The 9164-nt window shown below is 60.7% G+C and carries 7 protein-coding genes; 2 read left to right on the top strand and 5 right to left on the bottom strand.

From position 1 onward, the window contains the following. Positions 1-19: 19 nt before the first annotated feature. The 5 genes from brnQ to phoB form a co-directional block, all read right to left on the bottom strand. On the bottom strand, positions 20-1339 hold the full coding sequence (gene brnQ, locus FT726_RS13425; protein WP_021507147.1) for a branched-chain amino acid transporter carrier protein BrnQ: 1320 nt from the start codon (positions 1337-1339) through the stop codon (positions 20-22). Positions 1340-1741: 402 nt separating this feature from the next. After that, positions 1742-2848: a cobalamin-independent methionine synthase II family protein gene (locus FT726_RS13430; RefSeq protein ID WP_058757975.1), complete on the bottom strand. Its 1107-nt coding sequence runs from the start codon at positions 2846-2848 to the stop codon at positions 1742-1744. A 165-nt stretch (positions 2849-3013) separates the two neighbouring features. After that, positions 3014-3940, bottom strand: a complete 927-nt coding sequence (locus FT726_RS13435) for a phosphate ABC transporter substrate-binding protein PstS family protein (RefSeq protein ID WP_282995524.1) — start codon at positions 3938-3940, stop codon at positions 3014-3016. Between the two features lie 18 nt (positions 3941-3958). Beyond that, positions 3959-5272 (bottom strand): phosphate regulon sensor histidine kinase PhoR, encoded by a 1314-nt coding sequence (phoR, locus tag FT726_RS13440; protein ID WP_021507144.1) that lies wholly within the window; start codon positions 5270-5272, stop codon positions 3959-3961. Positions 5273-5287: 15 nt separating this feature from the next. Further along, positions 5288-5977 carry a phosphate response regulator transcription factor PhoB gene (gene phoB / locus FT726_RS13445; RefSeq protein WP_021507143.1) on the bottom strand — a complete coding sequence of 230 codons (690 nt, stop codon included), beginning with the start codon at positions 5975-5977 and terminating at the stop codon, positions 5288-5290. Between the two features lie 197 nt (positions 5978-6174). Here phoB and sbcD point away from each other — a divergent pair, with 197 nt between their 5' ends. Next, positions 6175-7392 (top strand): exonuclease subunit SbcD, encoded by a 1218-nt coding sequence (gene sbcD, locus FT726_RS13450; RefSeq protein ID WP_104092640.1) that lies wholly within the window; start codon positions 6175-6177, stop codon positions 7390-7392. Next, positions 7389-9164: AAA family ATPase (locus tag FT726_RS13455; protein WP_346302919.1), on the top strand; the 1776-nt coding region annotated here is incomplete at its 3' end. The genes sbcD and FT726_RS13455, both read left to right, overlap by 4 nt.

The raw sequence follows: 9164 nt of genomic DNA on the forward strand, positions 1-9164 counted from the left end.
GAATTAACAGCGATGTCGCTTACTGGTGAACGGCAACCTGCTCACGCCCTTTCACCCGGTCAACCACCGCAGCAATCACCAGCATCGCCAGCGACGGCGGCAGCCAGGAGAGACCCTGATCGGCCAGCGGCAGATGCTGGCTAAACAGCGGCAGCGCATCTTTAAAGCTGGTGGTTTTGATGGCGTCGACGATACCAAACAGCAGGCTGATCAGCATGGTTGGCGCGATGATGCGCGTGCTGCGATTCCACCAGCTCAGGGTAAAGCTCAGTACCACCAGTACGATGCACGGCGGATAGATAGCCGTCAGCACCGGAATCGAAATCTGAATCAGGTGGCTGAGACCGAGGTTCGACACCAGCATGGCGAACAGGCCGAGAATAAACACCAGCGCTTTATACGACAACGGCAGGTATTGCGCAAAGAATTCTGCGCAGGCGCAGGTCAGGCCCACCGCCGTAACCATACAGGCGACGAAAATCAGTGCGGCGAGGAAGACGCTGCCCATGCCGCCGAAGGTCTGCTGCACGTAAGCATGCAGAATCGCCGCGCCGTTGGCGTTCTGATCGACAATCGCGCCGCTGCCGGAGCCCAGCTTGAACAGGCTGAGGTACACCAGCGTCAGACCGACACCGGCGATCACGCCGGCCAGCATGGTATAGCGCGTCAGCAGTTTGCTGTCTTCCACGCCACGTGAACGCGCCGCATTAACGATGACAATACCGAACACCAGCGCGCCGAGCGTATCCATGGTCAGATAGCCGTTCACGAAACCGCTGGAGAAGGCTGCGCGCTGGTAGTCGGCGGTGGCCGGCGAAATGCCGCCAGCCGGCCACAGCAGCGCCGCGACGCCCAGAATGGTCAGCGCGACAATTTTCAGCGGTGCGAGGAAGTGGCCGACGGTGTCCAGCAGCTTGCCCGGATAGAGCGAAATGCCAATCACCAGCGCAAAGTACACCAGGCTATAGATAAACAGCGGCAGCGGGCCGTCGCCGGTCAGCGGCGCAATCCCGACTTCAAATGAAACGGTCGCGGTGCGCGGCGTGGCAAACAGCGGGCCGACGGCGAGATAGCACACGGTGGCGAGCAGCAGACCGGCCGCTTTACCAATCGGTGAGCTGAGCGCATCAATACCGCCGCCGACGCGCGCCAGCGCGATCACGGTCATCACCGGCAAACCAACCGCGGTGATCAGGAAGCCGAAGGCGGCAATCCAGACATGTTCACCAGACTGAATACCGACCATAGGCGGGAAAATGATGTTTCCTGCGCCAACGAACAGGGCAAAGGTCATGAAGCCCAGCGCCAGGATGTCCCTGGAGGTTAAACGATGTGTCATAAACTTCTGTACTGCCTGTAGCTGATGTTGCGGTGGAAGTTGGGTTTGTGTTGTCCCCTGGATGCGCGAAAACAATGGCTTAACTGGCTTGACCAGTGCGTTATGCGGGCCGAATCGGTACAGCGCAGGTGATTTAAACTGCTTTTCTTCTGTTCACAGAGGGATGAATCGACAACGGCGCAAATTAAAACGTTTATAGCGAAGAAAGGCAATACGGGATCGGAAAACCAGAAGGATATAACAGGAAAGCGTCAGAATGCAGTGGATAAGCAGGAAATAGTCGGAAAACACCTGAGATGATTTGCTTAAAGTTTCTGCAAAGCGGGCGATCTCCTTGCAGAAACCGCCGCAGGGATGCACAAAAGGCGCGCTTTACGCGCCTGTTTGCACAACTTTACAGCATCACCACACCTGTTGTGCGATGTCGACAACCAGACGAATCTTCTGCCACTGCTGCGCTTCGGTCAGGCTGTTGCCCTCTTCCGTTGACGCAAAGCCACACTGCGGGCTGAGGCAAATCTGGTCGAGGCTGACAAACTGCGCCGCTTCCTGCAGGCGCGCCTTCACCTGTGCAGCGTCTTCCAGCTCGCCGGTTTTGGTGGTGATCAGCCCTAATACCACCTGCTGATGACCCGGTTTGATGAAACGCAGCGGCTCAAAGCCACCGGAGCGCTCATTATCGTACTCGAGGAAAAACGCGTCGATATTCACGCTGCCAAACAGAATTTCCGCCACCGGCTCGTAGCCACCTTCCGAGATCCAGGTCGAGCGGAAGTTACCGCGACACACGTGCAGGCCGACGGTGAGATCCGCCGGTTTATCTTCCAGCGCGCGATTCAGCACCTGCGCATAAATGTGCGCCAGCTGTTGCGGATCTTCACCGCGCTCGCGGATTTGCTGCTGCTGATCGCCTGAACACAGGTACGCCCACACGGTGTCATCCAGCTGCAGATAGCGGCAGCCAGCGTCGTAAAACGCCTTGATCGCCTCCTTGTAAGTCTGTGCCAGATCGGCGAAGTACTGCTCCAGATCCGGATACACCGTGGCATCAATCACTTTACGGCCGCCGCGGAAGTGCAGCACGCTCGGGCTGGGAATGGTCATTTTCGCCACCGCATCGCCGGCCACGCTTTGCAGGAAGCGGAAATGGTCCAGCATCGGATGCTGCGGGTTAAAAGCGACTTTGCCGGTGACCTTCACGCCGTGCGCTTTGGTCTGCACGCCGTTGAACTGAATGCCCTGATCGGCCTCGAACAGCTCGACGCCGTGCAGATGGCCAAAGAAATCAAAGTGCCACCAGGCGCGGCGGAATTCACCGTCGGTCACTACCTGCAGACCGCTGGCGCGCTGCTGCTCCACCACCTGGCGAATCGCATCGTCTTCTACCTGACGCAGCTGGTCGGCGCTGAGGGTGCCACTGGCGAACTGCTCGCGTGCCTGCTTAATGGCAGCGGGACGCAGAAAACTGCCGACGGTATCGGCGCGGAACGGGGCGGTGTTGCGTTGCATATTCACTCCTGCACTGGCGCATAATTGCGTCAGGGTATAATTGCGTATGGTTATTTTTGGCCATCTGGATGGCTATATGTCCATAAGAGTGACATGCCGCCCTGCCGGCGGCAATAGAAGAAAATTCAGGGGACGTGAAAAAAATTCATGATCGGTCAGCGTGAATTAGTTTTGCGCAATCGCCGCGCGCGCCTGCGCGATCTGGCTGTCGGACAGCGGCAGGTAGCCGGCCTCCGTTACGCGGCGCTGGCCCTGCGCAGAGAGCACCTGCTGCAGAAAGGCGGCGACCAGCGGCGGCAGCGGTTTACCGGGCGCCTTGTTAACGTAAATATACAGCGGGCGCGACCACGGATAACGGCCGCTGCGGATCGATTCGGCATCCGGCATAACGCTGTCGCCGCTGGCGGTGACGATCGGCAGGGTTTTTACGCCGCTCAGGTGAAAGCCAAAACTGGCATAGCCGATGCTGTTCGGCGTGCTGGCAACCGCCTGCACCACCGCCGCCGAGCCGGGAAACTCCGCGACGTCAGCGCGGAAATCGCCGCGACACAGCGCCTGCTGCTTGAAGAAGCCCCAGGTGCCGGAAGCGGAGTTACGGCCAAAGCGCTGGATACTGCGCGTTGCCCAGTTCGCCGTATGCAGGCCAACATCGCCCCAGCGCTGTGGCACCTGCTGTGCGCCGCACAGCCGGGTCACGGAGAACAGCGCATCCAGCTGCGGCTGACTGATGGACGGCAGCGGATTGTCCTGATTAACCACCACCACCAGCGCATCCATCGCCACCGGCACCGCCAGCGGTGCATAACCATAGCGCGCGATAAACAGCTGACGCTCATCCACCTGCATCGGCCGGCTCATGGCGCCAAGCTGAGCGGCCCCTGCGGCCAGCGCGGTCGGCGCCGTCGACGATCCCGCCGCCTGCACCTGCACGTTGACACCCGGCGACTGACGGCTGAAATCTTCGCCCCACAGCGTCATCAGATAGCCCAGCGTGTCCGAGCCGACGCTGCTCAGGTTGCCGGTCAGCATGCCCTGCTGAGCCGTCGCCAGCAGCGGGCACAGTAATAAAAGAGAGAGCAGCAGCGATTTCATCACAGAGTCCGGTGGCGTTTACTGCGCCACATTCTCGCGGATTCCGTTCGCCACAATCAAGCGCGGTGGCAGCACGAAGCGGAAGCAGGTTTCCTGATGCGGCACGCTGCTGATCTCCAGCCGCGTGGTGTGGTGGCCGAGCGCGTGCTTAACAATGGCCAGCCCCAGCCCGCTGCCGCCGGTGGCGCGCGAGCGCGCTTTATCCACGCGGTAGAAGCGTTCGGTCAGGCGCGGCAGATGCTCCTCGCTGATGCCGGGCCCGTTGTCGCACACTTTAAATTCGGCGCCCTGTTTGGTGCGCAACCAGCTGATGTCGATGCGCGTGCCATCCGGCGTGTGGTTCACCGCGTTATACACCAGATTGGAAATCGCACTGCGCAGCTGTTCATCATTGCCGAACACCTTCAGGTGCGGATCAGTGTGGAAATGGATGCTGTGCCGGCCCTGGCTGAGGGTTTCTGCCTCGCGTTGCAACAGCAGCAGCATGGTCGGCACATCCACCGTCTCTTTCAGGTCAATGGCGGGAGCCGCTTCGATGCGTGACAGCGTCAGCAACTGCTTCACCAGGCTGTCCATGCGTCGCGTTTGCTCCTGCATGGTACTGAGGGCCTTGCTGCGGGTGCGCTCGTTCATCCCGGCATCGTCCATCATCTCCAGATAGCCCTGCAGCACCGTCAGCGGGGTACGCAGTTCATGGCTGACGTTGGCGAAGAAGTTACGCCGCGCTCCTTCCAGCTGGTGCATCTGGGTGACGTCACGCGCCACCATCAGCCACTGACCTTCGCTGTAAGGCATGACGCGGAATTCCATATGATGCTGATTATTCAGCACCAGCGTCAGCGGCTTGTTGAAGTCGCGCTGGCGGATATAGCGGGAGAATTCAGGGTAGCGCAGCAGGTTGAGGATATTCTGGCCGTTATCTTCCGGCCAGCGCAGCCCGAGATGCTGCTGGGCCAGACCGTTACACCAGAAAATGGTGCCCTCTTCGGTGGTGAGTACCACCGCGTCCGGCAGCGACTCGGCCCCGCTGCGAAAGCGTTTGATCAGATTGCCCAGCTCGCGCCGGCGGCGGCGATTGCGCAACTGCATTTGATACAGGCCGTAAAACAGCGGTTCCCAGCTGCCGCGCCCGGTGGGCGGCGTCATTGAACGATCAATCCACAGCCAGTGCGACAGCCGCATCAGATTTTTGAAGTGCCAGAACAGCACGCCGCACACGGCCAGTAACAGCCACCATGGCAGATAGCCAACCAGCAGACCCAGCACCAGCGCAGGCAGACACACCAGCGCCAGCTCGGTCAGTAATCTCTTCCAGGAGAGTCGTTCCAGCACGGTAAAAGACTCCGTTTAGTAGCGGGCAGAGAAACGATACCCTGTTCCGCGAACGGTTTGTACCATGCGATCGTGGCCGGAAACTTCCAGTGCTTTACGTAAACGACGGATATGCACATCCACGGTGCGGTCTTCCACATACACGTTAGTGCCCCATACGTGATTCAGCAGCTGTTCGCGGCTGTATACGCGCTCCGGATGCGTCATAAAGAAGTGCAGCAGTTTGTATTCGGTCGGCCCCATTTCCAGCGGCGTGGTTTCGGACATCACGCGATGCGAGGAGGGATCGAGGCTCAGCCCCTGCATCTCAATCACCTCTTCCACCGCCATCGGTGAGATGCGGCGCATCACGGCTTTAATGCGCGCCATCAGCTCTTTGGGCGAGAACGGCTTGGTGATGTAATCATCGGCGCCCACTTCCAGCCCGCGCACGCGATCTTCCTCTTCGCCGCGCGCCGTCAGCATCATCACCGGAATATCACGCGTCATGGCTTCACGCTTTAAATGTTTGATGAACTGAATGCCGCTGCCGCCGGGTAACATCCAGTCCAGCAGAATCAGATCTGGCCAGGGTTCGATCAGCTTGCCAATCGCGCTGTCATAGTCCTCAGCCTCAATCGGCTGGTAATCGTTTTGTTCCAGCACGAAACATAACATTTCACGGATGGGAGCTTCGTCTTCCACAACCAAAATGCGCTTAGCCATTATTACTCCTGCGATTGTGACGGCATGTCACGGGGGTTTGCGGCGCCATTATGCGTCAGTTTTGTGACACTTTTATGAAAAACCCACCTCATGATAATCAGATAAAAAGCGCAATTGTGACAACCGGTTTCGCTTTTTTTTCATTGCGTTGTTAAGCGGTTATACTGCCGCTTTGCGATAGCAGGCACGGAGCATTCATGCGCATTATTCACACCGCTGACTGGCATCTCGGTCAGTTCTTTTACAGCAAAAGCCGCGCCGCCGAGCACCAGCAATTCCTCGACTGGCTGCTGGCCGCGATTGTGCAGCATCAGGTGGATGCGCTGATCGTCGCTGGCGACCTGTTTGATACCGGTTCGCCGCCCAGCTACGCGCGCGAACTGTTTAACCGTTTCGTGGTGGCGCTGCAGCCCAGCGGCTGCCAGCTGATTGTGCTGGCCGGCAACCATGATTCGGTCGCCACGCTGAATGAATCGCGCGAGCTGCTGGCCTGCCTCAATACCCGCGTCATTACCAGCGCCACGCCCGGCGGCGAGCAGCAGGTGCTGACGCTGCAACAGCACGACGGCACGCCGGGGGCGCTGCTGTGCGCCATTCCCTATCTGCGTCCGCGCGATATTCTGCGCAGCCAGGCGGGTCAGTCCGGACGCGATAAGCAGCTGTCGCTGCTGCAGGCGATTGAGCAGCACTATCAGCACTGTTATGCCGCCGCCGTGGCGCAGCGCGAAGCCATGGGCAGTACGCTGCCGATCATCGCCACCGGGCATCTCACTACTGTGGGCGTCAGCAAGAGCGATTCAGTGCGTGATATCTACATCGGCACGCTGGACGCCTTTCCGGCGCAGGCCTTCCCGCCTGCCGACTACATTGCGCTGGGCCACATCCATCGTGCGCAGCGCATCGCCGACAGCGATCACATCCGCTACAGCGGTTCGCCGATTGCGCTCAGTTTTGATGAACTGGGGCGTGAGAAAAGCGTATTCCTGCTGGAATTTAGCACCCGGCTGGAGTCCGTCACACCGCTGGTTATTCCGTCATTCCAGCCGATGCAGATGTTAAAAGGCGCCATGGCGGAGATTGAACAGCAGCTGACCGCGTTTCACACCTATGAAGGCGATCTGCCGGTGTGGCTGGATATCGAAATCACCACTCAGGAGTACCTGAGCGATCTGCAGCGCCGCATCGAACAGCTTACCGACGCGCTGCCGGTTGAGGTGCTGCTGGTGCGCCGCAGCCGCGATCAGCGTCAGCGCAGTCTGGCACGGCTGGAGAACGAAACCCTGAGCGAACTGAAAGTTGAAGAGGTATTTGCCCGCCGGCTGGCGCTGGAGGAACAGCTGGAGGATGAACAGCGCGCGCAGTTAACGCAGCTGTTTCGCAGCACGCTGGCGACGCTGGAGGATCCGGGCGCATGAAAATTCTGACGCTGCGTTTTAAAAACCTCAACGCGCTGCGCGGCGAGTGGTTTATCGATTTCCGCCGCGAGCCGTTTGCCAGCAACGGGCTGTTCGCCATCACCGGCGCCACCGGCGCGGGTAAAACCACGCTGCTGGATGCCATCTGTCTGGCGCTCTATCACCAGACGCCGCGCCTTGGTGGCCTGTCGCAGAGCGAAAATCAGCTGATGACGCGTGACACCGCTGAGTGCCTCGCCGAAGTGGAGTTTGAGATCAAAGGTGAAGCCTGGCGCGCCTTCTGGAGCCAGAACCGCGCGCGCGGCCTGGCGGAAGGTAAACTGCAGGCGCCGCGCGTCGAACTGGCGCGCGTGGCGGACAACCAGATCGTCGCCGATAAAGTCGGTGACAAGCTCAAAGCCATCGAAACCTTGTCCGGTCTCGATTTTGCCCGCTTCACCCGTTCGATGATGCTGTCGCAGGGGCAGTTTGCCGCCTTCCTCAATGCCAAACCCGGCGAGCGCGCCGAGCTGCTGGAGGAGCTGACCGGCACCGAAATCTACGGCCACATCTCGATGCAGATCTACGAGCGCTGGCGCACGGCGCGCGCGGCACTCGACACGCTGCGCGCCCGCGCCGGTGCGGTGCAGTTGCTCGATGACGCCCGCCGCGCCGAACTGGCGCAGCAGCTGGAGCAGCTGACCCGCACCGAACAGGATCTGAGCGAGCAGCTGGCGCAGGCCCAGCAGCAGCAGCAGTGGCTGACGCAGCAGCAGCAGCTCCACGCGGAGCAGCAGCAGGCGCAGCAGGCGTTGCAGACTGCCGCCAGCGCCTGGCAGCAGGCGGAAGGCGATCGCCAGCGGCTGGCGCGTGCCGAACCGGCGGAGAAACTGCGTGACAAACTGCAGCAGCGCGAGCAGCTGCAGCGCGACCAGCAGGCACTGACGCAGCAGGCGCAGCAGTTACAGCAGCAACAGCAGCAGGCGCAAGTCGCGCTGCAGCAGGGCGAAAGTCACTATCAGGCCGCACAGCAGGCGCGTGAACGCGCGCTGGCCGACCAGCAGCAGCTGGAAACGCTGCTGGTCGAGCAGGTGATTCCGCTCGACCAGCAGATCGCCAGCCGTGCACAGCAGCTTGAGCAGCAGCAGGCACAGCTGAACGCGCAGCAAAAAGCGCTGCAGCTCAGTCAGCAGGCGCTGGAACAGCATCAGCAGGAGAGTGAACGCTTACAACAGCAGCTGGCGCAGCAGCAGGCGTTGCGTGAAAGTGAAGCCGCCGTTGCTCACTGGGGCGGCGAGCTGGCGCGCTGGCAGGCTGAACTCGCCCGCATTGAAGAGCGCGAGCAGACGCTGACGCAGCTCAGCGCGCAGCGGCAACAGCAGCAAAATCAGCTGGAACAGCAGCAGCAGGCGCTGCAGGCGCGCGAGCAGGCGGCACAGCCGCTGCAACAGGCAGAAACCGCGGCGCAGCAGCAGCGTCAGCAGACGGAGCAGGTGCTGACTTCGCTCGAAGCGGAGATCGCCAGCCCGGCGCTGCGTGCGGCGCTGGCACAGCATCAGCAGCAGCGCGGCATCCGCCAGCAGCTCAGCCTGCTGGCGGCTCAGTGGCAAACGATCCAGCCGCAGCGCCAGCAGCGCCAGCTTAAACTGCAGCAATTACAGCAGCATGCTGCGCAGGAAGCGCTGGCGTTGCAGCAGCTGCGCGAGGAGTTCAAGCGCGAGCATCAGACGCTGCTGGATGTGCGTCGCCTGTGCGAGCTGGAGCGCACGATTATTCAGCTGGCCGACGAGCGG

Origin of the sequence: Pantoea sp. Morm, from assembly GCF_016643525.1 — a bacterium.
In the GTDB taxonomy this organism is placed as follows: domain Bacteria; phylum Pseudomonadota; class Gammaproteobacteria; order Enterobacterales; family Enterobacteriaceae; genus Pantoea; species Pantoea dispersa.

Coding starts and splice junctions, on each gene's coding strand:
- phoB (WP_021507143.1), bottom strand. CDS start 5,977: ATGGCTAAGCGCATTTTGGTTGTGGAAGACGAAGCTCCCATCCGTGAA.
- sbcD (WP_104092640.1), top strand. CDS start 6,175: ATGCGCATTATTCACACCGCTGACTGGCATCTCGGTCAGTTCTTTTAC.
- FT726_RS13435 (WP_282995524.1), bottom strand. CDS start 3,940: ATGAAATCGCTGCTGCTCTCTCTTTTATTACTGTGCCCGCTGCTGGCG.
- FT726_RS13430 (WP_058757975.1), bottom strand. CDS start 2,848: ATGCAACGCAACACCGCCCCGTTCCGCGCCGATACCGTCGGCAGTTTT.
- brnQ (WP_021507147.1), bottom strand. CDS start 1,339: ATGACACATCGTTTAACCTCCAGGGACATCCTGGCGCTGGGCTTCATG.